General features: G+C 72.5%; 22 protein-coding genes and 1 pseudogene. 19 read left to right on the top strand and 4 right to left on the bottom strand.

Going from position 1 to position 23428, the window contains the following annotated elements:
* The first annotated feature begins 9 nt into the window (after window positions 1-9).
* Window positions 10-1146, top strand: a complete 1137-nt coding sequence (gene ftsY, locus EXE59_RS21785) for a signal recognition particle-docking protein FtsY (protein ID WP_135840772.1) — start codon at window positions 10-12, stop codon at window positions 1144-1146.
* Window positions 1147-1344: 198 nt separating this feature from the next.
* Here the strand turns inward: ftsY and EXE59_RS21780 are convergent, their stop codons facing one another.
* Both EXE59_RS21780 and EXE59_RS21775 read right to left on the bottom strand, forming a co-directional pair.
* Window positions 1345-4335 carry a glycosyltransferase family protein gene (locus EXE59_RS21780; RefSeq protein WP_135840771.1) on the bottom strand — a complete coding sequence of 997 codons (2991 nt, stop codon included), beginning with the start codon at window positions 4333-4335 and terminating at the stop codon, window positions 1345-1347.
* Window positions 4325-5269: a rhamnan synthesis F family protein gene (locus EXE59_RS21775; protein ID WP_135840770.1), complete on the bottom strand. Its 945-nt coding sequence runs from the start codon at window positions 5267-5269 to the stop codon at window positions 4325-4327. The genes EXE59_RS21780 and EXE59_RS21775 overlap by 11 nt, the downstream gene beginning before the upstream one ends.
* Before the next feature lie 200 nt (window positions 5270-5469).
* Between EXE59_RS21775 and EXE59_RS21770 the strand changes: the two genes are divergently transcribed.
* The 5 genes and pseudogenes from EXE59_RS21770 to EXE59_RS21750 all read left to right on the top strand — a co-directional run bounded on the left by EXE59_RS21770 (window position 5470) and on the right by EXE59_RS21750 (window position 11407).
* Window positions 5470-6774, top strand: coding sequence for an ammonium transporter (locus tag EXE59_RS21770; RefSeq protein WP_246056986.1), 1305 nt, complete (start codon window positions 5470-5472; stop codon window positions 6772-6774).
* Complete coding sequence (locus EXE59_RS21765) at window positions 6771-7109, top strand: P-II family nitrogen regulator (protein WP_135840769.1); 339 nt, start codon at window positions 6771-6773, stop codon at window positions 7107-7109. The genes EXE59_RS21770 and EXE59_RS21765 overlap by 4 nt, the downstream gene beginning before the upstream one ends.
* A gap of 19 nt (window positions 7110-7128) precedes the next feature.
* Window positions 7129-9369 (top strand): annotated as a pseudogene (locus tag EXE59_RS21760) ([protein-PII] uridylyltransferase); the annotation flags it as partial.
* A gap of 104 nt (window positions 9370-9473) precedes the next feature.
* On the top strand, window positions 9474-11048 hold the full coding sequence (gene ffh / locus EXE59_RS21755) for a signal recognition particle protein (protein ID WP_135840767.1): 1575 nt from the start codon (window positions 9474-9476) through the stop codon (window positions 11046-11048).
* Window positions 11045-11407, top strand: coding sequence for a hypothetical protein (locus EXE59_RS21750; protein ID WP_135840766.1), 363 nt, complete (start codon window positions 11045-11047; stop codon window positions 11405-11407). Before ffh ends, EXE59_RS21750 begins: the two co-directional genes overlap by 4 nt.
* Before the next feature lie 39 nt (window positions 11408-11446).
* On the opposite strand, the gene EXE59_RS21745 is transcribed toward EXE59_RS21750, so the two are convergent.
* Together EXE59_RS21745 and EXE59_RS21740 are read right to left on the bottom strand one after the other, a co-directional pair.
* Window positions 11447-11788, bottom strand: a complete 342-nt coding sequence (locus EXE59_RS21745; protein ID WP_135840765.1) for a hypothetical protein — start codon at window positions 11786-11788, stop codon at window positions 11447-11449.
* 143 nt (window positions 11789-11931) lie between these two features.
* Window positions 11932-12732 (bottom strand): lysyl oxidase family protein, encoded by an 801-nt coding sequence (locus EXE59_RS21740; RefSeq protein WP_135840764.1) that lies wholly within the window; start codon window positions 12730-12732, stop codon window positions 11932-11934.
* 115 nt (window positions 12733-12847) lie between these two features.
* Between EXE59_RS21740 and EXE59_RS21735 the strand changes: the two genes are divergently transcribed.
* The 13 genes from EXE59_RS21735 to dprA all read left to right on the top strand — a co-directional run bounded on the left by EXE59_RS21735 (window position 12848) and on the right by dprA (window position 23415).
* Window positions 12848-13921, top strand: a complete 1074-nt coding sequence (locus tag EXE59_RS21735; protein WP_135840763.1) for an amidohydrolase family protein — start codon at window positions 12848-12850, stop codon at window positions 13919-13921.
* A 58-nt stretch (window positions 13922-13979) separates the two neighbouring features.
* Window positions 13980-14633 (top strand): GNAT family N-acetyltransferase, encoded by a 654-nt coding sequence (locus EXE59_RS21730; protein ID WP_135840762.1) that lies wholly within the window; start codon window positions 13980-13982, stop codon window positions 14631-14633.
* A 179-nt stretch (window positions 14634-14812) separates the two neighbouring features.
* Window positions 14813-15343, top strand: a complete 531-nt coding sequence (gene rpsP / locus EXE59_RS21725) for a 30S ribosomal protein S16 (protein ID WP_135840761.1) — start codon at window positions 14813-14815, stop codon at window positions 15341-15343.
* A gap of 5 nt (window positions 15344-15348) precedes the next feature.
* Complete coding sequence (locus tag EXE59_RS21720; RefSeq protein WP_129454827.1) at window positions 15349-15591, top strand: RNA-binding protein; 243 nt, start codon at window positions 15349-15351, stop codon at window positions 15589-15591.
* Window positions 15592-15764: 173 nt separating this feature from the next.
* Complete coding sequence (gene rimM / locus EXE59_RS21715) at window positions 15765-16355, top strand: ribosome maturation factor RimM (protein ID WP_246056985.1); 591 nt, start codon at window positions 15765-15767, stop codon at window positions 16353-16355.
* Window positions 16352-17542, top strand: coding sequence for a tRNA (guanosine(37)-N1)-methyltransferase TrmD (trmD, locus tag EXE59_RS21710; protein WP_135840760.1), 1191 nt, complete (start codon window positions 16352-16354; stop codon window positions 17540-17542). Before rimM ends, trmD begins: the two co-directional genes overlap by 4 nt.
* Window positions 17543-17737: 195 nt before the next feature.
* Window positions 17738-18088, top strand: coding sequence for a 50S ribosomal protein L19 (rplS, locus tag EXE59_RS21705; RefSeq protein WP_135840759.1), 351 nt, complete (start codon window positions 17738-17740; stop codon window positions 18086-18088).
* 148 nt (window positions 18089-18236) lie between these two features.
* Window positions 18237-18992: a signal peptidase I gene (gene lepB, locus EXE59_RS21700; protein ID WP_246056984.1), complete on the top strand. Its 756-nt coding sequence runs from the start codon at window positions 18237-18239 to the stop codon at window positions 18990-18992.
* A 38-nt stretch (window positions 18993-19030) separates the two neighbouring features.
* Window positions 19031-19753 carry a ribonuclease HII gene (locus EXE59_RS21695; RefSeq protein WP_210429244.1) on the top strand — a complete coding sequence of 241 codons (723 nt, stop codon included), beginning with the start codon at window positions 19031-19033 and terminating at the stop codon, window positions 19751-19753.
* On the top strand, window positions 19750-20058 hold the full coding sequence (locus EXE59_RS21690) for a DUF2469 domain-containing protein (protein ID WP_129454740.1): 309 nt from the start codon (window positions 19750-19752) through the stop codon (window positions 20056-20058). Before EXE59_RS21695 ends, EXE59_RS21690 begins: the two co-directional genes overlap by 4 nt.
* A 170-nt stretch (window positions 20059-20228) precedes the next feature.
* On the top strand, window positions 20229-20630 hold the full coding sequence (locus EXE59_RS21685; RefSeq protein WP_135840757.1) for a YraN family protein: 402 nt from the start codon (window positions 20229-20231) through the stop codon (window positions 20628-20630).
* Entirely contained in the window at window positions 20630-22234 is a 1605-nt protein-coding gene (locus tag EXE59_RS21680) for a YifB family Mg chelatase-like AAA ATPase (protein ID WP_135840756.1), read from the top strand. Before EXE59_RS21685 ends, EXE59_RS21680 begins: the two co-directional genes overlap by 1 nt.
* On the top strand, window positions 22231-23415 hold the full coding sequence (gene dprA, locus EXE59_RS21675; protein WP_135840755.1) for a DNA-processing protein DprA: 1185 nt from the start codon (window positions 22231-22233) through the stop codon (window positions 23413-23415). Before EXE59_RS21680 ends, dprA begins: the two co-directional genes overlap by 4 nt.
* The last annotated feature ends 13 nt before the right edge of the window (window positions 23416-23428 follow it).

Genomic DNA, 23428 nt, shown 5'->3' with positions numbered 1-23428 from the left:
GATTGGCCCATGGGTGACTGGCTCTATCTGATCATCGCCATCGCGGTCGTCGGCGTGCTCACGCTCGCCGGACTGCTGACGTCCGGGCGCCGCCGCAAGGCCGCGCGGCCGAGCGGCACGACGGACGTGATCGTCCCGTCGCCGACGGAGACGGAGACCGCGACCGAGGCCCCGCCGGAGCCGGCCGCTGACACCGCCGGACCCGCTGCCCCGACCATCGAGAGGCCGGAGCGCTCCGCGACCCGCATGCAGCGCCTGCGCGAGCGGCTCGCCCGCTCGCAGGGCGGGCTCGGCCAGGGCCTGCTGTCGCTGCTCAGCCGCGACCGGCTCGACGAGGACACCTGGGAGGCGATCGAGGACACCCTCCTCACCGCCGACGTGGGCGTCGCGCCCACCCAGGCGCTCGTCGACAAGCTGCGGACGCGCCTGCGCGTCGAGGGCGGACAGGCGCCCGACCCCCGCACCGTGCTGCGCGAGGAGCTGGTCGAGCTCGTCGGCACCGACCTGGACCGCCGCGTACAGGTCACCGGTGCCGACGGCAAGCCCGGCGTGGTGCTGGTCGTGGGCGTCAATGGCGCCGGCAAGACGACCACCGTCGGCAAGATCGCCCGCATCCTCGTCGCCGAGGACCTCACCGTGACCCTGGGCGCGGCCGACACCTTCCGCGCGGCCGCCGTCGACCAGCTGGCCACCTGGGGCGAGCGCGTCGGCGTCGAGGTCGTCCGGGGACCCGAGGGCGGCGACCCCGCCAGCGTCGCGTTCGAGGCCGTCAAGCACGGCGTCGAGAACGGCGTCGACACCGTGCTCGTCGACACCGCCGGCCGCCTCCAGAACAAGGCCGGCCTGATGGACGAGCTCGGCAAGATCAAACGCGTCATCGAGAAGCAGGCCGACGTCACCGAGGTGCTGCTCGTCCTCGACGCGACCACCGGGCAGAACGGCCTGATCCAGGCCCGAGTCTTCAGCGAGATCGTGGACGTCACCGGCATCGTGCTCACCAAGCTCGACGGGTCCGCCAAGGGCGGTATCGTGGTGCAGGTGCAGCGCGAGCTGGGCGTGCCGGTCAAGCTCGTCGGTCTCGGTGAGGGTCCCGACGACATGGCGCCCTTCGAGGCGTCGGCGTTCGTGGACGCGCTCCTCGGCTGAGCCGTACGCGCAGCGCCCGCCGAGTCGGCGCGTCCTGACGCTTCGACCCCGCCGAGTCGGCGCGTCCTGACGCTTCGACCCCGCCGAGTCGGCGCGTCCTGACGCGCCGCCGGTCAGGACGAGCCGACTCGGCAGGTCTGAGCGGTCAGGACGAGCCGACTCGGCAGGTCTGTGCGGTCAGGACGAGCCGCCTCGACGTCAGCGGCGGGCGAGCAGGCGGCGTACGGCGTCGTCGACGAGCGTCTCGGCCCGCTTGTCGAAGCTGTGCTCGGCGATGATCCGGTGGGCGATCTCGCGGCGGGTGGCGTTGTCGGGAAACGCCTCGTAGGGGGGCTTCACCAGGCGGGCGAGCTCGTGCTCGTTGTCGAACGGCAGCGCCAGGCCCGAGAAGATCTCCTCGAGGCCGTCGATGCGGTCGCTGAGGATGCGTGCCCCGCACGCGGCCGCGTCGAAGAGCCGGTTGGAGGCGAAGCTGTCGCGCCGCATGTCGAGGTGGTGGTCGTTGAGCACGATCCCGGCGGACGCGTAGAGCACCCCGACCTCACGGTTGTCGACACCGCCGGAGGCGATCTGGTCGCGCTCGACGAACTCGGTCCAGTCGTTGCCGTGGAGGGTCAGGTCAGCGCCGATGGCGAGCGCGCTGCGCACGGCGTAGCGGTAGACACCGCGCGAGTTGCCGACGAAGAGCAGCGCGGGGCCGGTGTCGGGCTCGGCCCGGTCAGGGTGGAACCACCGGGTGTCGGTGCACTGCAGGAGCGGCTCGATCCGGGTGCCCCACTCGCGGCTCATCCGGGTGGACCAGCTGGTGCTGGCGGCGTACACGAGGTCGAAGTCCGCCACCTCGTCCGCCGTGATCATGTCGGGGTGGCTGATGATCCACTCGACGTTGAGCAGCCCCGGGCGCGGGGTCACCCGGTCGAGACCGCGCAGCACGAGCAGCACGTCGTCGTGGTCGCGGGAGTCGCGGTCGCGCGCGTCGCGCCGGTCGATCGCGACGTGCTGGCCGCGTCTCTCGAGGGCGTCGGCGAGCGATCGCGCGAAGTAGGTGTCGCCCCACCGGTCGCCGCGCTGCGCGGCCGGGGCGGCGATGTCGACGGCCCACCTCAGCCGCGGGGGCGACTCGTGGATCCCCTCGATCGGGCGGACGACCAGCTCCGGCACGAGCACCGCCGGTGCGGTGCGCTCCTCGGGGTCGGTGCAGACGCGGCGGTTGCGCTGGGCGACCACCTCGAGCCCGGCGGAGGCGAGCAGCTCGGGGGCGGTGTCGGGCGGAGGCGCGGCCCCCGCGTGCACCGTGGACCGCAGCGAGGACAGCGCGCCGATGAGCTCCTCGGCACTCGCGTAGGGCGTGCGCGAGGTGATCACGGTGTCGGGCACCAGCACGGAGCCGCCCAGCCCCGCGCGCCGGGCGCGCAGCCCCAGGTCTGTCTCGGCGAGGACGGAGTGGAAGCGTGCGTCCAGCCCGCGCAGCGCGACGGCCGTCTCGGTGCGTACGGCCACCATCGGCGCGGCAGGGGCCGCGACCGCGCACCTGCCGATCCGTACGGCGTCGCTGCTGGGCAGGCCGGAGAGGAAGAGCTCCGGGTGGGGGCTGTCGGGTCCGAAGCGAGCGCCGGCGCTCAGCACGACGCCGTCGAGGTCGACGACCAGCGGTTGTGCGGCCGCGACGTCGGTGCCGCGGACGACCTCGGCCAGCTCGTGGGCGATGGGCTGTCGCGGCGGCATCGCCTCGGGGCGGACCAGCAGCACGGTGCTGCCGGCAGCGGCCGCGATGCCGACGTTGGTGGCGGCTGACGTGGAGACCGCTGCGGGCACCGAGACGAAGCGGGCACCCGAGATGATCGCTGCGATCGAGGCGGCCAGCACGTGGTGGGCGCGGCGCAGGCGCACCCCGACGAGGATGAGCTCGGACCCCTCGCGCGGCACCGCGCCCAGCCACTCGACGGTGCGCCGCGGCTCGGTGCCGACCGGCATCACGTGGCTGACCAGGTCCTCCTGCGTCTCCCGGGCTGCGGCGGCCTCCCAGTCCACGAGCTGACGCTCGAGGACGACTGAGCCCCAGTCGTCGGAGTACGCCGGCTGGGGGGCGTCGGGGCGCTTGAGGGCGGGTACGTCGACGGAGAGCGGGTCGTGGTCGCGGGTGAGCCTGAGCATCAGGTCACGCTCGACGGACCCGCCGAGGCCCTCGTCGAACCCGCCGACGTCCTTGACGGCGTCACGGCGCAGCAGTGCGGTGGCGAGGTCGACCGGCCGGCCGGAGAGGAGCTCGAGGCGGGAGCGGGCGACCGCGCCCGTCCCGGCGAGGACGGCGGCCGCGCCCGTGTGGTGGGCGTGCGCCAGCAGCTCGGCGAGCATCTCCGGGAGCCACTCGCGCCCGAGCGGGAGGACGGCGACGTGCTCGGCCGTGCCGTGCTCGAGGGCGACGTTGAGCGCGCGGGCCTCGCCGCAACGCCCCTCCCGGACGAGGGTCACCCGGTCGTCGAAGGCCGCCACGCCCTGGAGCACCGCCGCGGTGTCGTCGGCCGACCCACGGTCCACCGCGACGAGGTGCCAGTCGGTGAAGGTCTGGGCCTGGAGCGACGCGACGGTCCGGCGGACCAGCGGGCCGGCGTCCTGGGCGGCCATCACCACGGTCACCGCCGGGGACGTCGCGAGCGTCGCGGGCAGCGCCGGGGTCGGGCCGACGAGCTCGGGGCGCTCCCGCACGACCTCGTCGCGCCACTGGGCAGCGGCGTCGATCGCGGCCGCGCGGTAGGTGGACCAGGACACCTTGCGGGGCAGGATCCGCGTCGGCAGGGGCGTGCCCGGGCCCGACACCGAGAGCCAGTAGGACAGGGCGCCGTAGGGGTGGTGCCGGGCCTCGGGGTGGGCGGCGAAGATGATCCGCGGGTCGACCAGCGGGTGGGGCGCGATCCGGTTGCGGCGCCGGCGCTCCGAGACGTACCAGAGCACCGGGTGCTGGCCCAGCCGCTGCCACGACCGGCGGCGCCCGATCCACTGGGCCTCGAAGAGCGGGTGGGGGGAGACGTCCCCGGCGGCCACCGCGGCGCGGGCGGCCTCGGCGACGGAGTCGAAGGTGGTGCCGAGCTGCGCGGCGACATAGTCGGCGTCGACGAGACCGGAGTCCACGAGCACCTCCGCGGGGTCGTCGAGCCTCACCTGCCCCGCGCGGCGACGCTCACCGCGCATCGGAGTACCTCACGCGGGGAAAGAGCGGCTCGAGGGCCAACGGCGTCGGCAGCAGCCGCTCGGTGTCGCGGAGGGGGTAGTACTGCGCGGTCTCCTCGAGGAACTCGCGCACCCCCTCGAAGCGCTGGGGGAAGCGACGCTCGCACAGCTCGAGCAGGCGCTTGGCGTCGAGGTTGTAGGGGTCGTAGCGCAGGGTGTCGATCTTGACGTAGGGCAGCCGGGCGTTGTCGAGCACCCGGTCGGCCAGGCTGCGTGCGGGGTTCCACGGCTCGTTGGCCCGCTCGCGCCACTCGCGGACCTCCGCGCGCGTGCGCGGGAAGGTGGAGCGGTGCGCGGCCCACCAGCGCATCCGCTCGCGGGCGATCCGGCGGTCCTCGGGGGTCTCGACGAAGTAGGTGTCGGAGACGAAGCCGGCGTCGTAGAGCCGCCGCGACATCCCGATCTCGTAGCGCCGGATGACCTGCCGCCGTTTCGAGATCGGCTCCATCTCCTCCCAGAACCGGGTGAAGGCGTGCGAGCCCACCACCCACGGGCGGAACGCGACGAAGAACGACTGGATGTGCGGTGCCAGGCGCTCCGCGGCCGTGAGGCCCCAGAAGTCGCACGGCCGGGTGGCCATCTCGTCGAAGACCGGGTCGTAGGAGTCGAGCGCGAAGACGTAGGTGTCGTTGCAGACCACCACCTCGTCGTACGCGGTGAGGTCGCCGGCGGCATCGAGGCCGACCTTGTAGCTGAAGAAGTCGTAGCCGTAGTTGGCGCGCTCCACGACGGTCGCGCGCTCGTTGAGCCAGGCGCGGGCGGAGTCCTGCAGGCTGGCCGTCGTGCACACCAGGAGGGTGTCGACCGACGCGGCCAGCGCCTCCACCTGACCGCGCACGTGGGGCCGCAGCTCCCCGGCGACGTCGTAGTGCGCCATCACGGCCAGTCTGGACACGGCCGAACACTAACAAGGCGGGTTCCGTGGCGGTCCGTTCACACACCCGTAACACGAGGGCCCATTCCGTTGCCTGCGCGCAACATCCGTCGCGGCCGGGTGAAACCTCGCCCGCGGAAGGTACGGGACAACACGTGGGCACCGTCACGACAGCGGCGTCATGAGCCTGGGCCCACCCCCGTACGTTCCCTGGAGGTTCTGTGGACGGCTATTACGCCTTCATGCTGGTGGCGACTGCCTTCGTCCTGATGATGACGGTTCCCGCGCTGGCCCTGTTCTACGGCGGCATGTCCCGGTCGAAGTCCGTGCTCAACATGATGATGATGTCGTACGTCGCTGCCGCGATCGTCGGCATCCTGTACGTCGCCGTCGGCTGGTCGATGGGCTTCGGCGGGGACGGCACGTTCTTCGCCAACCCGTTCGAGCTGCTCTGGCTCGACGGCGTCTCGACCGGCGACTACATCTTCGTGATGTTCCAGATGACCTTCGCGATCATCACCGCCGCCCTCATCAGTGGTGCGGTCGCTGACCGGATGAAGTTCTCGGCCTGGGTGCTGTTCGTGCCGCTGTGGGCCGTCATCGTCTACTTCCCGATGGCCCACATGGTGTTCAGCTGCACCGACGACTCGCTCATTTGCGGCCGCATCGGCGCACAGGACTACGCGGGCGGCACGGCCGTCCACATCAACGCCGGCATCGCGGCCCTCGTGCTCGTGCTGCTGCTCGGCAAGCGGATCGGGTGGCCGCGGGAGCAGATGCGTCCGCACAACCTGACGCTGACCATGCTCGGCGCCGGCCTGCTGTGGATGGGGTGGTACGGCTTCAACGTCGGCTCGATCGTCTTCGGCGACGACCCGGAGACCCAGTTCCCGCTCGAGACCGGCCGCACCTTCGCCACCACCACGCTGGCGACCATGGCCGCCATCCTCGGCTGGCTGGCCGTCGAGCGCCTGATCCACAAGAAGGCCACGTCGCTCGGCGCCGCCTCCGGCATCGTCGCGGGCCTCGTCGCCATCACGCCGGCCACCGGCGCGGTGAACCTGTCCGGTGCCGTGGCCATCGGCGCCATCGCCGGCGCCGTGTGCGCCTGGGCCGTGGGCCTGAAGTACAGGCTCGGCTACGACGACTCGCTCGACGTGGTCGGCGTCCACCTCGTCGGTGGCATCATCGGCACCGTGCTGATCGGCGTGTTCTCGACCTCCGAGGGCGCCGGCGGCGTCGACGGCCTCATCTACGGCGGCGGCTTCGGATCGCTGGCCGACCAGGCGCTCGGTGTCGTGGTCGCGGTCGTCTACTCCGGCATCCTCACCGCGGTCATCGCCCTGGCGATCAAGTACACGATCGGCCTGCGCCTCGACGAGGAGGACGAGGTCAACGGCATCGACCTGGTCGCTCACGGCGAGTCCGCGTACGACCTGCACAGCGGCACCAGCGGCGGCAGCAGCAGCGTCCTCGCCGCCGCCACCGCCCCCGCCCCCACCAAGACGGAAGGAGCCAGCGCATGAAGCTCGTCACCGCGGTCATCAAGCCGCACAAGTGGGAGGACGTCCGCGAGGCGCTCGAGACCTTCGGGGTCGCCGGCATGACGGTCTCCGAGGTCAGCGGCTACGGCCGGCAGAAGGGCCACACCGAGGTCTACCGCGGTGCCGAGTACGACATCGCGCTCGTCCCCAAGATCCGCATCGAGATCGTGGTCGACGACGCCGACTCCGACGACGTCGTCGGGATCATCGTCAAGACCGCGCAGACCGGTCGCATCGGCGACGGCAAGGTCTGGGTCAGCCCGGTCGAAACCGTCGTGCGGGTCCGCACGGGCGAGCAGGACGCGTCCGCCCTCTGATGACGGACGTTCTCGGGGCCGAGAGGACCGTGCTCTCGTGACCGCTGCACAACGCCAGACCAGGGCCACCTCGGCCGACGAGCTCTGCAGGGAGGCATACGCTGCCTCAGCGGGGCCCGCCGCCGGGGTGGCCCTGGTCGCGGTCGGGGGCTACGGCCGCGGCGAGCTGGCCCCCCACTCCGACCTCGACGTCGTGCTCGTCCACGACGACGACGTCGCGCTCGGCGACCTCGGCCACACCCTCTGGTACCCGCTGTGGGACTCCGGGCGTCGCCTCGACCACTCGGTGCGGTCGATGGCGGAGATGCTCGACGCGGCCACGGACCTCCGGGTCGCGCTGGGCCTGCTCGACGCGCGCCACCTGGCCGGCGACCCGGGCCTGACGCTCCGCCTGCGCACCACCATGCTCGCGGACTGGAGGCGTCAGGCCCGCACCCGGCTGCCCGAGCTGAAGGCGATCACGCACAAGCGGCACGACGTCACCGGCGAGCTCGCCCACGCCTCGGTGCCCGACGTCAAGGAGGCCGAGGGCGGCCTGCGCGACGCCGGGGTGCTCAAGGCGATCGAGGCCAGCTGGCTCGTCGACGCCTCCACGCCCGCGCTCGAGGCGGCCCGGCAGATGCTCCTCGACGTCCGCGACGAGGTGCACGAGCTGGCCGGCCGGCCGAGCGACCGCATCGCCCCCGAGATGTGGGGGTCGCTCGCGGAGCGGCTCGACCTCACCGGGGCCGAGGCCGCGCAGCGCCACGTGCGCTCGCTCGGGCGCCGCATCGCCCATCTGTCCCGGCTCGCCTGGCGGCGCACGGACGCGGTGTTGGCACGCACGACGGGGGAGAAGGGGCGGCGTACGCCTGCACTGGAGCGCATCGCCCCGGGCATCGCGCTGTCGCGCGGAGAGGTGGTGCTCGACGCGGGCACGAAGCCCGGCGACGACCCCTCCCTGCTCCTCCGCGCCGCGGCTGAGGCCGCCAGTCGCGACGCCGTCCTCGCCCCGACCACCGCCGCCCGGCTGGTGCGCGAGGGCGCGGAGCTCCCGGTCCCGTGGCCGGCCACCGCCCGCGACGCGCTCGTACGCCTCCTGGCCAGCGGACCCGGCCTGCTGCCGGTGTGGGAGACGCTGGACGAGGTCGACGGCATCGAGACCTTCCTCCCTGAGTGGGAGCAGATCCGGCTGCTGCCGCACGCCTCGGCGATCCACCGCTTCACCGTGGACCGTCACGTCGTCGAGACCTGCGCCGAGGCCGGCGGCCTGATCCGCACCGTCCGGCGACCCGACCTGCTGCTGGTGGCGGCGCTGCTCCACGACATCGGCAAGGGCTCGCTGCACGACCACTCGGTGGCGGGGGAGCCGCTCGCCCGCAAGATCGTGGCGCGGATGGGGTTCGCCGACCTCGACGCCGAGGTCGTCGCGTCCCTCGTGCGCTGGCACCTGCTGCTCGCCGACCTGGCGACCACCCGTGACCCGGACGACCCGGCCACCACCGCCGAGCTGCTCACCCACGTCCCCGACGCGGCGAGCCTCGAGCTGCTGCGCGCCCTCACCGAGGCCGACGCCCGGGCCGCGTCGCCTGCGGCGTGGACGACCTGGCGGGCCTCGCTCGTCGACCGGCTCGTCTCCCGCGCGGGACAGGCCCTCGGCGCCGAGGTCACCCACGTCACCCCGGCCGGTTCGCTGCCGGTGCCCGATGCCGTACGCCGCGACCCCGGTGCGGTCTCGGTCGAGATCACGCCGCACGGGGTCGGTGCCACGGTGACGGTGATCGCCGCCGACCGCGTCGGGCTGCTCGCTGACGTCGCGGGCGGGCTGGCGGCGCTGCGGGTGCCGGTCCACGCCGCGCGCGCCTGGGCCCAGGTGGACTCCGACGGCGAGTGGGGCGTGAGCGCGTGGGAGGTGCCGGACGCCTACCTCGACGCGAGCGTCGTCCGCGAGCGCATCCGTCGCGTCGTCGAGGGCACCCAGCGACTCCCGGACCTGCCGGCCCGTCCGGAGGGCGAGCTGCCGCCGATCGTGGAGGTGCGCCCGGACGCCTCGCGCGCCTCGCTGGTGCTCGAGATCCGCACCTCCGACCGTCCCGGCGTGGTCCACCGCGTGCTCACCACGCTCGCCCGCCTGGGCCTGACGGTGGCCTCCGCCCACGTCTCGACGCTCGGCCCGCAGGCGGTCGACGTGTTCTACGTGCAGGAGGTGGGAGGCGTACGCCCCACCGAGGAGCGGGCCGCTGCGGCCGCCCACGCCGTACGCACCGCGCTCGGCGGTTAGCGGCGTCGAGGCAGGCCCACCGGGGTCCGGACGTTAGGCTGAGTGGTCGTAGGACCCCTGATCCGCCCTGATCCACCACTCGATGCGAGGGACAGACCCACACCGTGTTCGCCACACTCTCCGACCGCCTTGCCGACACCTTCAAGAACCTGCGTGGCAAGGGGCGGCTCTCCGAGGCCGACATCGACGCCACCGCGCGCGAGATCCGCATCGCGCTGCTCGAGGCCGACGTGGCGCTGCCGGTCGTCAAGGAGTTCGTCGGGGCGGTGAAGGAGCGGGCCCGCTCCGAGGAGGTCAGCGGCGCGCTCAACCCGGCGCAGCAGATCATCAAGATCGTCCACGAGGAGCTCGTGACGATCCTCGGCGGGGAGACCCGCCGGCTGCGCTACGCCAAGAGCGGCCCGACCGTGATCATGCTGGCCGGCCTCCAGGGTGCCGGCAAGACGACGCTCGCGGCCAAGCTCGCGCGGTGGCTCAAGGACCAGGACAGGACGCCGATGCTGGTGGCGGCCGACCTCCAGCGACCCAACGCCGTCCAGCAGCTCCAGGTCAACGGCGAGCGCGTCGGGGTGCCCGTCTTCGCGCCCGAGCCGGGCAACGGCGCGGGCGACCCGGTCGAGGTGGCCCGCGCGTCGATCGAGGAGGCGAAGCGCAAGCTCCACGACGTCGTCATCATCGACACCGCCGGCCGACTCGGCGTCGACGAGACCCTGATGCAGCAGGCCGCCGACATCCGCGACGCCGTGCAGCCCGACGAGGTCCTGTTCGTCGTCGACGCGATGATCGGCCAGGACGCGGTCACGACCGCGCAGGCCTTCCTCGACGGCGTCGGCTACGACGGCGTGGTGCTCACCAAGCTCGACGGCGACGCCCGCGGTGGCGCCGCCCTGTCGATCCGCTCGATCACCGGCAAGCCGGTCATGTTCGCCTCGAGCGGCGAGAAGATGACCGACTTCGATCTCTTCCACCCCGACCGGATGGCCTCGCGCATCCTCGACATGGGCGACATGCTCACCCTGATCGAGCAGGCCGAGAAGGCCTTCGACTCCGCGGAATCGCTGAAGGCCGCGGAGAAGCTCGCCACCAAGGGCGGCTTCACGCTGGAGGACTTCCTCCAGCAGATGATGCAGATCCGCAAGCTCGGCTCGATGACCAAGATCATGGGGATGCTCCCCGGGATGGGCCAGTTCCGCGACCAGCTCGAGAACTTCGACGAGCGCGAGATCGACCGGATCCAGGCGATCATCCAGTCGATGACGCCGGCCGAGCGCGACAACCCCAAGATCATCGACGGCTCCCGCCGCGCCCGCATCGCCGCCGGCGCCGGACGCCAGGTCTCCGACGTCAACCAGCTCGTCGACCGCTTCTTCGAGGCGCGCAAGATGATGGAGCAGATGGCGCGCGGCGGCGGGGTGCCGGGGATGCCGGGCATGCCCGGGATGCCGGGTCTCGGCGGTGGCAAGCGTGCCGGCGCCAAGCAGCAGGCCAAGGGCAAGAAGGGCAAGAAGCGCGTCTCCGGCAACCCCGCCAAGGCAGCCCAGCAGAAGGCCGCCGGCAAGGCAGCAGCCGCAGACCGGGCCGACAACCCGTTCGGCAACCCGGACGGCACGGCGGTCGACTACGAGAAGGCCGCCGAGCAGCTGAACCTGCCCAAGGACTTCTCGCAGTTCTTGAAATGAGCTCGGTCCTCGTCGTCGACGGCGCCAACGTCGTCGGCTCCGTGCCCGACGGCTGGTGGAAGGACCGCGCCGGCGCGGCGCGACGCCTCCACGAGCGGCTCCTGGTCGCCGACACCGGGTTCGACGAGATCGTGCTGGTGCTCGAGGGACAGGCGAAGGCGGGCGTACGCGCGGGCCGGGACGCGCACGTACGCATCGTCCACGCCTCGCGCGACGGTGACGCGGAGATCCGCGAGCAGGCCAGGCGCGCCGGCGAGTCCGGAGCCAAGGTCGCGGTGGTGACCGCCGACCGCGCCCTCGCCGCGAACGTGTCCCCGGCGCAGGTGCTCAGCCCCGCGTGGCTGCTGGACCGGCTGTGAGCACGAGGGAAACGATCCAGCAGGCCACGCGGGCCCGGCTCACTTCTTCTTGACGTCCTCGCAGGTGAAGTCGGACAGCACCAGCTTCCCGGGAAGCGTCGTCGTGGCGGAGATCAGGGTGCCGGTCGACTCCACGTAGAAGTGCTGCACGTTCTGGTTGACGGCGGAGGGCGCCACGTTCCACACCGAGCCGTCCGAGAACGTCGCGTTGAGCGTGCCGGCCGCGGCTCCGCCCGTCTGGTTGTTCACGAAGTGCCACACGCCCATGCCGTCGCCGCACGACTGTCCGTTGCCGTTGCTCAGCGTGGCGGCCACCGCCGGTGAGCTGACCATCACCAGTGCGGCGGTGGCGCCCATCACCCAGTACTTCCTGCTCCTCATGCTGTGCTCCTCACTACAGGTCCGTCCGGCGATCTGCCGAACGGCAGCCGTCCCCCCGGCGGTGACCTCCCACTGTGCGCCGCGCGCTGGGCGATCTCTCGCCGGCGACGGCCAGATCGCCAATTCGGGGGACGGGCCCGTGCTCAGCCCGGCTGGGGACCCACCTCGACCACCAGGGCCGAGCGCGTGCCGGCGGCGTCGGTGGCGAGCGTGAAGTCGACCCACGTCCGGTTGTTGTCGGTCGTCTCCTCGCGGAACACGCCCTGCTCGTCGGCGACGGCGTGGAGCCGGTAGTCCCCGTCGGCGAGGCCGTCCACGGGGATGCTCTGGCCGGGCAGGTTCCAGTGGTAGTAGTCCACCCACCCCCGGCTCAGCCCCATGACGAGACGGTTCGAGTCCTCGCTGCCACACCCCTCGCGCTCGTAGACCGCCTCGTCGGGCCCGAGGTCGAGCCCCGAGTGCTCGAAGTCGTAGATGCAGAACCCGACCTTGTGGTCGGTGCGCGGCTTCCCGGACTCCTCGCCCTGCTCGTCGAGGGCGAACAGGTGGTACGTCACGTAGCGCTCCACGTGCCAGTGCTCGTGGCCGTCGCCGCCCCACACCGGCCGCGCGTCGCTGGGGACGTGGCTGGCCCCGCCGTCGGCGTGCTCGATGTCCTGGGTCACGGTCCACTCGCCGCCGAGGTTCTTCTCCGCCGTGGCGTGGAAGTCCCCGGCACCGACGTTGACGAGGGCGGAGCTGAACTCCACCGACCAGCTGTCACCGACCTTCTTGGTGTGGATGTCCTCGGGCGGGGCGGGGGCGAAGTCGGGCAGTCGCTCCGCACCAGCAGGGTCCTCGGACCAGCGGGCGTCGGCGTCGCCGCCGCAGCCTGCCACGGCTGCCAGGGCCGCCACGGCTGCGCAGGTCCAGGCTCGACGGACCCAGTCACGCGCCTTCCCCATCCGTCGATGGTGGCAAGGCCCCTGCGTGCCGACAGCGCCGAACCGGCCACGTACCCCATTTGTGGGAGTCGGCAGCTCGGCGGCCGGCCTCGGCCGGGATCGCTAGGGTCGGTGCATGAGTGCGCTGCGCTTCCGCGGACCGGTCCTCCCCGACGGTGAGGCAGGCGACCTGTACGTCGTCGACGGCCGGATCACCTACGAGCCCCAGCCCGGCGCCGACACGGCCGCCGAGGGGTGGATCGTGCCCGGGCTGGTCGACGCGCACTGCCACCTGGGCCTCGACGACTTCGGTCCCACCGACGACGAGGCCACCGAGCAGCAGGCGATCGACGACCGCGACGGGGGAGCGCTGCTGATCCGCGACGCCGGATCGGCCGCCGACACCCGCTGGATCCACGACCGCGACGACCTCCCCCGCCTGATCCGGTGCGGGCGCCACATCGCGGCGACGAAGCGCTACATCCGCAACTACGCCCACGAGGTCGAGCCCGCCGACCTCGCGACGTACGCCGCGCAGGAGGCCCGCAACGGCGACGGCTGGATCAAGCTGGTCGGCGACTGGATCTCCCGCGACGAGGGCGACCTCGCGCCGTCCTTCCCCGCCGAGGCGTTCCGCGACGCGATCGACGCCGCCCACGCGGAGGGCGCCAAGGTCACCGCGCACTGCTTCGGCCACGGCGTCCTGCCGGGCCTGATCGAGGCCGGCATCGACTGCATCGAGCACGGCACCGGCCTCACCGAGGACCTCATCGACGCGATGGTCGCCCACGACACCCGGCTCGTCCCGACCGTGATGCAGCTCGACAAGTTCCCCGAGCACGCGGCCGCCGGGCAGGAGAGGTTCCCGGCCTACGCGCAGACCATGACCGACCTCTACAGCCGGATGCCGGCCACGATCATGGCTGCCTACGAGGCGGGGGTGCCCATCTACGCCGGCTCGGACGGCGGTGGCATCAGCCGCCACGGCAACATCGCCGGTGAGGTCGAGGCGCTGGCACGCATCGGGGTGCCGGCCCACGACGCCCTCGGGGCGGCGAGCTGGCGGGCGCGCGAGTGGCTGGACGTCGACGGGCTGACCGAGGGGGCCTCGGCGGACTTCGTGGTCTACGACCGCAACCCGGTGGAGGACCTGTCCGTGCTGCGTACGCCCACGGCGGTCGTGCTGCGCGGGGTCGTCCGAGGCCGATGACCCGAGCCCGGGGCAAACCGGGTTGTGCCGGCTCGTGTCCCCACGATGGGATGGCGCCATGAGCGCTCTCGTGGACCTGTTCCCGCCCCTCGGGCTCCGCGTGGTCGCCGGCCCGCTCGAGCTGCGGGGGCTGACCGACGAGCTCATCGCGGAGCTGTGCGACGTGGCCGAGGCGGGCATCCACGACCCGGCCGACATGCCGTTCTACTTCCCGTGGTCGACCGCCCCGGCCGGGGAGCTTTCGCGCAACACCGCGGCGTACCACTGGGGCAAGCGGTCCACCTTCGCGCCCGACGACTTCTGCCTCGATCTCGCGGTGCTGCTCGACGGCCGGGTGATCGGCAGCCAGGGGGTGGCTGCGAAGAACTTCCCGGTCACGCGGACCGGCGAGACCGGGTCCTGGCTCGGACGGGAGTTCCAGGGCCGTGGGCTCGGCACGGTCATGCGGCAGGCGATGTGCGAGCTGCTCCTCGACCACCTCGGCTTCGAGGAGATCACCTCGGGCGCCTTCGTGGACAACCCGGCCTCGCTCGCGGTCTCCCGCAAGGTCGGCTACCGCCCGACCACCGTGTCCCGGATCAAGCGACGCGAGGGGGAGCTCGCCATGCAGCAGGGGCTGGTCCTGACGCCGGAGGCGTTCGTCCGCCTCGGCGAGCCGGTCGAGGTCACCGGGGCGGAGGCGGTGCGCCCCTTCCTCGGTCTCGACGACTGAGCGTCGCCGGGTGGTCGATTGGTCGCAGGCCCCGACCCTCTGGCAGAATCTTCCCTCGTGTCCTGCGCGCCCGGACCCTCTCATCCGAGCGACGCAGTGCCCTTCGAAGGACCAGCACCGGTGACCCCACCTGGGAACGGCCCCTCACCCACGACAATTCCTGAGGAGACACCACAAACGTGGCCGTCAAGATTCGTTTGAAGCGCCTGGGCAAGATCCGGGTGCCGCAGTACCGCATCGTCGTCGTCGACTCGCGCAAGAAGCGCGACGGTCGCGTGCTCGAGGAGATCGGCAAGTACCACCCGAAGGAGGAGCCCTCCTTCATCGAGGTGACCTCCGACCGGGCGCAGTACTGGCTCGGCGTGGGCGCGCAGCCCTCCGAGGCCGTCGAGGCGATCCTCAAGGTGACCGGTGACTGGCAGAAGTTCAAGGGCCTGCCGGGCGCCGAGGGCACCCTGAAGGTCAAGGAGACCAAGCGCTCCAAGCTCGACATCTTCAACGAGGCCCTCAAGGAGGTGTCCGCCGAGTCGAAGGGCTCCGCGACCACCGCCAAGAAGAAGACCGAGAAGAAGACCGAGAAGAAGACCGAGGAGCCCGCTGCCGAGGCCCCGGCCGAGGTGCCTGCCTCCGAGACCCCTGAGGGCGCTGCCGACGCCGCGGAGGCCACCGAGACGGTGACCGCCGAGGACGCCGGCAAGAGCGAGGCGTGAGCGACGTGCTGGCCGAGGCTCTCGAGCACCTGGTGCGTGGCATCGTCGACCACCCCGACGACGTCATCGTCCGCGACAAGCAGCTCCGTCGTGGCTCGATCCTCGAGGTCCGGGTCCACCCCGACGACCTCGGCAAGGTGATCGGCCGCAACGGCCGCACCGCGACCGCCTTCCGCACCGTCGTCTCGGCCCTCGCGGGCCGCGGCGGGGCACGGGTCGACTTCGTCGACACCGACCGGCGGCGCTGACGGCGTACGCACGCACTGATCGTCGGGCGCCACCCCAGCCCGGGGTGGCGCCCGAGGTGCATTTCCCGCGGGTTCCAGCCCTTTCTGCGCAGGGCGGAGTCCGTTGCAACGGCCGAGAACCTCAGCGATCACCGGGTGGCCGGTGGTTCCGACGGGAGCGATAGCCTCGCCCCGTGAGTGACAAGCAGCCCGGCGACATCGAGGTCCTCGTCGGCCGCATCGGCAAGCCCCACGGCATCCGCGGCGAGGTCACCGTCGACGTACGCACCGACGAGCCCGACCGCCGCTTCGCCCCCGGGACGAGGATCCGCGCGGAGGCCCCCGCCGGGGCCGACCGCAGGCCGTCGGCCCTCACCGTGAGTCGCGCGCGCTGGCATCAGGGGACGTTGCTCGTCACCTTCGAGGAGCTCGCCGACCGCAACGCTGCCGAGGCCGTCCGCGGCACCCTGCTCCACGCCACCCTCGGGCGCGACGAGGTGCCCGAGGACCCCGACGAGTACTACGACCACCAGCTCGTGGGCCTCGACGTCGTCGACCTCGACGGCACCCCTCTCGGCAACGTCACGGCGCTGGTCCACGGCTCCGCCCAGGACCTGCTCACCGTACGGACCCCCGACGGCCGCGACGCCCTGGTCCCGTTCGTCAGCGCGCTGGTGCCCGAGGTCGACCTTGCCGCGGGCCGGCTGGTGGTGGCGGACCGTCCGGGACTGGTCTCGCCCTTCCCCGACGAGCAGGGGCCCGACGAGCAGGAGCCTGGGGCGTGAGGATCGACGTCGTCACGATCTTCCCCGACTACCTCGCACCGCTGGAGCTGAGCCTGCCCGGCAAGGCGCGCGACAAGGGCCTGCTCCACCTCGAGGTGCACGACCTGCGCCGGTGGACGACCGACCGGCACCGCACCGTCGACGACACGCCCTACGGCGGCGGCGCCGGGATGGTGATGAAGCCCGAGCCCTGGGGCCGGGCGCTCGACGACGTCGCGCAGGGCGCCACGATCATCTTCACCACCCCGAGCGGCGAGCCGTTCACGCAGGCGCTCGCCGGGGAGCTGAGCTCCCACGAGCACCTCGTCTTCGCCTGCGGTCGCTACGAGGGCATCGACCAGCGGGTCATCGAGCACGCCGCGACCATCGGCACGGTCCGCGAGATCAGCCTGGGCGACTACGTCCTCAACGGCGGCGAGGTCGCCGCGCTCGCGATCACCGAGGCGGTCGTACGCCTCCTGCCGGGCTTCATGGGCAACGCCGACTCGCTGGTGGAGGAGTCGCACGCCGACGGGCTCCTGGAGTACCCCGTCTACACCAAGCCCGCGTCGTGGCAGGGGCGCGACGTCCCCGACGTGCTGCTGTCCGGCGACCACGGCCGGATCGCGGCGTGGCGTCGCGAGGAGGCCGCCCGGCGCACCGCGGAGCGGCGCCCCGACCTGCTGCCGGCAGCGGCCACCGTAGGCGCCCTGGCGGACCTCGACGTACGCGCAGCCGTCCCCGCCGACGCGGGCGAGCTCTACACCCTCCAGCGGGCCTGCTGGCTGCAGGAGCTCGAGGCCAACCCCGGGGTCGAGATCCCGGCGCTGCGCGAGTCGCTCGACGACGTACGCCGGGGGCTGGGGGAGTGGACCGTGATGGTCGCCCGCGAGCCCTCCTCCGGGCGGCTGGTCGGCGCCGTGCGCGGCCGGGTGGACACGCACGCCGACCCCGCCGGCGAGTGGGACATCGGCCGGATCATGGTCGCCCCGGACCTCCAGGGCCGCGGCCTCGGGCGGGCGCTGCTCGAGCTCGTCGAGGGCCTGGCTCCCGCCGACGTGGAGACGTACGTGCTGTTCACGGGCGCCGGCTCGACCGACAACCTGCGGATGTACAAGAAGGCCGGCTTCCGGCTTCGCCCCGACCGCACGGCGCCCGCGGGCGCCGTCGTGCTCACCAAGAGGGCACGACGACGGATTTCACGCTGACGGCGCGCTCTGGCAGACTTCACCCTTGGTCTGCTCGAGGCCAGGGTCGCCCGGACGCATCGCTGATGCACCGCCCCGGGGTCCCGCCGGACCGCACCTGCCACAGGGGGCGCACCGGCCGGCCAGCTCGGGCACCAACCGAATTCCGTCACCACCTCATCCGCGGTTGACCTGTGGCACTCGCGAGGAGCAGTCATGACCAACGTCATCGCCGATCTCGGCACCGCCATCAAGCGTGACGACGTCCCGGACTTCCGCGCCGGCGACACCGTCAAGGTCCACGTCAAGGTCATCGAGGGCAGCCGCTCTCGCGTCCAGGTCTTCCAGGGCGTCGTGATCCGCGTCCACGGCTCGGGCATCGGCCGCACCTTCACCGTCCGCAAGGTCTCCTTCGGCGTCGGCGTCGAGCGCACCTTCCCGGTCAACTCCCCGATCTTCGAGAAGATCGAGGTCGTGACCCGCGGCGACGTGCGCCGCGCCAAGCTCTACTACCTGCGCAACCTGCGCGGCAAGGCCGCCAAGATCAAGGAGCGCCGCGAGGCGTGATCCTCGGACCGCGCGCCGCGAGGCGTCGGTTCGACCAGGGACTGGTTAGTCTCTGCGAGTGACTTCTGATGACCGCGGTTCCACGTCTGTCTCGATGGACGAGGAACCGCGGTCGTCGCGTTCGGTGGAGCCTGTGGGGGATGACGTGGTGAGCGGTGCCGGCGAGCGGAAGTCGCGCCGCAGCAAGCGCAAGCAGCTGCCGTTGTGGCAGGAGACGATCCTGCTGCTCGGGGTCGCCCTGGTGCTGGCCGTGGTCATCAAGACCTTCTTCGTGCAGGCCTTCTACATCCCCTCGGAGTCGATGGAGCCGGGACTGATCCTCAACGACCGGATCCTGATCCAGAAGGTCTCCTACTGGGGCGACGAGGCGCCCGAGCGAGGCGACGTCGTGGTCTTCAAGGACCCCGGCGGCTGGCTCCCACCGATGGACTCCGCGGGTCCGACCAACCCGGTCGCGAAGGTGATGGCCAAGATCGGCCTCTACCCGACCGGCGGACACCTGGTGAAGCGCGTCATCGGTGTCGCCGGTGACACGATCGAGTGCTGCGACGACCGGGGCCGCCTGATGGTCAACGGGCAGCCGCTCGTGGAGGGCGCCTACGTCAAGCGCGGCGGCGCGGCGTGCAACGGCCCGATGCCGACCAACGGTGCGTGCGACGAGAAGTGGTCGGTCGGGCCCATCCCCGACGGCCACATCTTCGTCATGGGCGACAACCGTTCGCGCTCGGCCGACTCCTCCCAGAAGATGTGCCAGTCCGACGAGACCGAGTGCGTGCCCGGCGACGAGTTCGTCCCGGTCGACCTGGTCGTCGGCAAGGTCTTCGTCCTCCTGTGGCCCGCCGACCGCTTCCGCTGGGACACCCGTCCGGCCACGTTCGAGGACGTGCCGGACCCGTCACCGTGACCTCCGCGTCACACCTGCCGCCGCCCCTGCCCGGCGGGGTGACCGTGCGCCGCGACGCCGGGATCTACGGCTACGAGCGCGCCCTGCGCCGGGCCGGCCTCGAGCCGATCGCGGGCGTCGACGAGGCCGGTCGTGGGGCGTGCGCGGGTCCGCTGGTCGCCGGCGCGGTGATCCTGCCGCCGGGGAAGGCGGGGATCGTCCCGGGCCTGGCGGACAGCAAGCTGCTGACCGAGGCCGCGCGCGAACGGGTCTACGCCCAGGTCGTGCGCCGGGCCCAGGCGTGGTCGGTCGTGGTCATCGACAGCGAGGAGTGCGACCGGCTCGGCATGCACGTCGCCAACGTCGAGGCGCTCCGCCGGGCGGTCGCCCGGCTGTCGACGCGCCCGTCGTACGTGCTGACCGACGGGTTCCCCGTCGACGGGCTCGGGGTCCCCGGCCTCGCGGTGTGGAAGGGCGACCGGGTCGCCGCCTGCATCGCCGCGGCCTCGGTCATCGCCAAGGTGACGCGTGACCGGCTCATGGTCGGCATGCACGACGACTGGCCGGCGTACGACTTCCGGACGCACAAGGGCTACATCACCTCCGAGCACGAGGCCGCCCTCGCCGAGCACGGCCCCTCGCCGGTCCACCGGATGCGGTTCGTCAACGTACGCCGCGCGGCGGGTCTCGAGCCGATGCCCGAGCCGGCGCTGGACCCGGCCACTAGTCTCGGGCAGGACCAGCCGGCACCGGGGGCCGACACCGTGGAGGAGGACGCATGAGCGCCGAGGATCTCGAGAAGTACGAGACCGAGATGGAGCTCACCCTCTATCGCGAGTACCGCGACGTCGTGGGCATCTTCAAGTACGTCGTGGAGACCGACCGCCGCTTCTACCTCTGCAACCAGGTCGACGTGAAGGCCCGTTCGGAGAGCGGCGACGTGTTCTTCGAGGTGTCGATGAGCGACGCGTGGGTGTGGGACATGTACCGGCCCGCCCGCTTCGCCAAGAACGTGAAGGTGCTGACCTTCAAGGACGTCAACGTCGAGGAGCTGGCGGCCCAGGAGATCGACCCGCCGAAGGACTGACGTTCGGTCCGGGTCGACGCGGCGCGCCGCCGGGTCGAGGACCACGAATCGTCCACAGGCGCCTCCCAGGAGCCGTCCTCCACAGCCGCCGCACCGCGCGGTCCACCGCCGTCGGTGCGTCGCGGTGTGCTGGTGCCTTCCCGATCCCGTACGACCCGGAAGGCACCCAGATGGCCCGACCCGTCAGCGCGTCCCCGTTCGCCCGCGACCCTGCCACCGAGCGCAAGCGCCTGCTGGGCCAGCGCGGTGAGGCCATCGCGGCACGACACCTGACCGGACTCGGCATGGAGGTGATCGACCGCAACTGGCGCTGCGACGCCGGCGAGATCGACCTCGTGCTGCGGGACGGCCGGGTGCTCGTCGTCTGCGAGGTGAAGACCCGCACCTCCACCGCCTACGGAACCCCGCTGGAGGCCATCGACCAGCGCAAGCTCGACCGGTTGCGGCGCCTGGCCGCCCGGTGGCTGCGGGTGCACGACTGCCATCCCGACGACGTCCGGATCGACATGGTCGGGGTCCTGGCCCCGCCCGGGCTCCCCGTCGAGATCGAGCACGTCGAGGGGGCCGGCTGATGGCCTTCGCGACGGCCCGCTCCCTGGCCCTCAAGGGAGCCGACGGACACGTGATCGACGTGCAGGTCGATGTCTCGCCCGGAGTCGTCGGCACCACCTTGGTGGGCCGCGTCGACAAGAGTCTCTCCGAGGCCCGCGACCGGGTGCGGATGGCCATCAACAACGACTGCGGGCGCTGGCCGGCGACCAAGCGGGTCACGGTCCTGCTCTCGCCGGCCGACCTCCCCAAGGGCGGCACCCACTACGACCTGGCCATCGCCGTCGCCGTGCTGGCCGCGGACACGTCCTGCAAGGACCTGACCGCCGACCTGCTCGAGGGGTGGGCGTTCGTGGGGGAGCTCTCGGTCTCGGGCGGCCTGCGCCCGGTCCCGGGCGTGCTCCCGATGGTGATCGCGGCAGCCGCCCACGGGTTGACGCGCGTGTTCGTGCCGGAGCCGCAGGCGGTCGAGGCGTCCCTGGTGCCGGGCATGACGGTCTTCGGCGTCAGGTCACTGGCACAGGTCTCGGCGGTGCTCCGCGGGGCGGAGGTGCCGGAGGCGTCGCCGGTGGTCGCGCCCTCCGCGAGCCCCCTGGCGACGTGGCGGGGCGAGGACCGGCTCGCCGCTGTCGATCTCAGTGACGTCGACGGGCTCGAGGACGTCCGCTACGCCGTCGAGGTGGCCGCCGCGGGCGGGCACCCCCTGATGCTCGTCGGGCCGCGCGGCTCGGGCAAGACGTCCGTCGCCGAGCGGATCCCCACGATCCTCCCCGACCTGACGACCGAGCAGTCGCTCGAGGTCACCGCGCTGCACTCGGTCGCCGGCACGCTGCCCGACGGATCGGGACTGCTGCGGCGCCCACCCTGGTACGCGCCGCACCACTCGGCCAGTGGCGCCAGCGTGCTCGGCGGCGGCACGGGTCGGGTGCGCCCGGGGCAGGTGAGCCTCGCCCACCACGGGGTGCTGTTCCTCGACGAGTTCCCGCACTTCCGCGCCGACGTCGTCGAGGCCATGCGGCAGCCGATGGAGTGCGGTGAGGTGACGATCGCTCGCGGCGAGGAGTCCGCGACCTATCCCGCTCGCTCGCTGGTCGTCCTCGCAGCCAACTCCTGTCCCTGTGGCCGGTACCACGGCCTGTCGGGCGGCGCGTGCGAGTGCAGCCCCGTCCAGCGTCAGCACTACCTGCGCAAGCTCAGCGGCCCGATCGTCGACCGGGTCGACATCTGGATGGAGGTCCGCCCGCAGGCCCGGATGCCGCAGGTCGCCTACGCGCCGCCCAGCGAGTCCTCGGCCGACGTCCGCGCCCGGGTGACCGAGGCCCGCCAGCGGCAGGCTCGGCGCTTCCGCGACTGCGACTGGATGCTCAATGCCGCCGTCCCCGGTCCCGTGATCGAGACGCGGTGGCCCCTCACCCGGGAGGGGCAGGCCCTCGTGGACCAGGAGCTGGCCGACGGCAGGCTCACCCGTCGCGGGCTGACCCGCGTCCAGCGGCTGGCGTGGACGGTCGCCGACTGCGCCGGGGTGTCGCGTCCCGGGAGGGAGGAGGCCGCGCTCGCCCTGGCCCTGCGCTCGAGCGATCCGGCGCGGAGCCTGCCGGCACGGGTCGTCGCGGTGGCCGCGTCATGAGCGGGTTGCGGAGCACCGGCAGCCCGACCGAGGCCGACCGGCTCGCCCGGGTCGTGTTGAGCGTCGGGGTCGAGCCAGGCGACATCACCACCTCGCGGCTGGTCCGCGCCCTCGGCCCGCAGCGGGCGCTGGGCGAGCAGCTGGTGCCCAAGCCCGGCAGCGGCCTCGCGGAGAGGTTGGGCGAGGTCGACCCGGCGCGTGAGCTCGAGCGGGCCGAGCAACGAGGCATCCGCTTCGTGGTGCCCGGCGACGCCGAGTGGCCGCCCGGGCTCGACGACCTCGACCAGGTCGACCAGCTCGACCACCGGTCCGGGGCTTCGGAGGACGGCCGCGAGGGCGAGCCCGTCACCTTCGGTGGCACCCCGCCCGGCATCTGGGTGCGCGGCCCGATGCCACTGACCGAGCTGGCCCGCTCGGTCGCGGTGGTCGGCTCCAGGGCGGCCTCGGTCTACGGCGTCGAGACCGCACGCGCGATCTCAGGCCACCTCGCCCTGTCCGGTGTGCCCGTGGTGTCGGGCGGCGCACTCGGCATCGACTTCGTCGCCCACGACGCAGCACTCCGTGCCGGCGGCGCCACAGTGGCGGTGCTCGCCTGCGGCGTGGACCGGATCTACCCGGAGCAGAACCGCCCGCTCCTGGCCCACCTGGCAGACCAGTACGCCGTGGTGTCCGAGCAACCGCCCGGGTCCGGACCGACGCAGCTGCGCTTCCTGGCCCGCAATCGCCTGATCGCGGCGCTCACGCGCGGCACGGTGCTCGTGGAGGCAGCCCTGCGCAGCGGCGCCCTCAACACCGTGGGGTGGGCCGAACAGATGAGCCGCGCCGTGATGGGCGTGCCGGGCCCGGTCACGAGCTACAGCTCGGCGGGCGTGCACCAGTGCCTGCGCCGCGGCGGCGCCACCCTCGTCACCCACGGCTCCGAGGTGCTCGAGGTCGTCGGTGAGTCGGGCGAGCACCTCGTCGAGGTGCCGCGCGGCCCCGAGCGGCCGCGTGACCGCCTGAGTGCCGTCGAGCGCCGGGTGCTCGAACAGGTGCCTCCCGCGGCGCCCCTGGCCGTGGACGCCATCGCGAGCCTGAGCCTGCTCCACGCCCGCGACACCATGGGCGCGCTCAGCCGGCTCGAGGCCAAGGGCTTCGTCCGACGGATCGACGGCGGCTGGCGACTCGCAGGTGCCGGATGAGGCGCCCGGACGC

The sequence above is a fragment of the Nocardioides eburneiflavus genome, assembly GCF_004785795.1.
GTDB lineage: Bacteria > Actinomycetota > Actinomycetes > Propionibacteriales > Nocardioidaceae > Nocardioides > Nocardioides eburneiflavus.
The sequence above is the reverse complement of the archived record's forward strand: the minus strand, read 5'-3'. Positions and strand labels throughout refer to the sequence as shown.